The 999-nt window shown below is 69.8% G+C and carries 2 protein-coding genes; one reads left to right on the top strand and one right to left on the bottom strand.

Annotated features, from left to right (window positions below; translation table 11 throughout):
• A partial coding sequence (locus PGX04_RS19880; protein ID WP_465263828.1) for a phosphohexomutase domain-containing protein occupies nt 1-698 on the bottom strand: 698 nt, incomplete at its 3' end.
• A 126-nt stretch (nt 699-824) separates the two neighbouring features.
• Here PGX04_RS19880 and PGX04_RS34745 point away from each other — a divergent pair.
• Nucleotides 825-999, top strand: a 175-nt coding sequence (locus PGX04_RS34745; protein WP_425498453.1) for an HVO_0234 family beta-propeller protein, incomplete at its 3' end; no start/stop codon positions are given.

Here is a 999-nt window from a genome sequence, read left to right as displayed (position 1 = left end):
TCGGTCGCCCGGACGAGCCGGCCGAGATCCGTGAGGTTGCCCGGAACCGGTTCGGGGTCGCGACCCGGGAAGTGACCATCGGGCTGGGCGTTGACGGTGACCACGCGACAGCCCAGTTCCCGGAAGAACTCGGGGCTGGTCAGCGCTCCCGCGCCGTGGCCCGGATCGAGCGCGACGGTGAGGTCAGCGTCGGCGATCTGCTCCCGACCGGACGCCGCGAGCAGCCCGTCGACGTACTCCCGTCTGACTCCGTCGATCTCGCGGACGCGACCCGTCTCGTCCCAGGGAGCGACGGTAAACGACTCCGCGAGCAGCGTCTCCTCGATATCCTCGAGGTGCGAAATCGAGAGTTCGACGCCGTCGCTCCCGACGAGTTTGACGCCGTTGTACGGCGGCGGGTTGTGCGAGGCCGTGATGACCATGACCGGCACCCCTTCGCGTTCGGCGTAGGCCTGTGCCCCCGGCGTGGGGACAATCCCGAGACGATCGACATCGGTACCCGTACTCGCCAGCCCGCTGGCGGCCGCGTCGGCCAGCATCCGCCCGGTGTGACGGGTATCGCGAGCGATGGCAACCCGGTCCCCACCGCGACCACCGCCCCAGGTCGTCCCCGCCGCTTTCGCGACGCGCAGGACGAACGCGGGCGTCAGCTCCTCGTTGGCGACGCCCCGCGTCCCGCTCGATCCGAAGACTTGCATCACGTGGTACTCTGACCGGACTCCCCAAAGGGATTCCGCAAACCGATGCCGACGCGTCGTCCGTTGTCGTCCCTCGCGCCAGCGCGGGACGGAACGTTTTCGGCCCGCCCCCGTGACCGTTCCCGTATGGACTCGATCGAGGAGAAGCGCGTCTACGGCGACCGCGAGGGGGCAGCCACCGCGTACGTGGCGAGTGCGATGGGCATCGTTCGCGTGCGCGTCGCCGGCGACACCGTCGGCGAATTCGGACTCTGTGAACGCTGTTCGGCTCGAGACGTCGCAGCGGGCCCCGCCGCGGTCG

The organism is Natrinema soli (assembly GCF_028618695.1).
The sequence above is the reverse complement of the archived record's forward strand: the minus strand, read 5'-3'. Positions and strand labels throughout refer to the sequence as shown.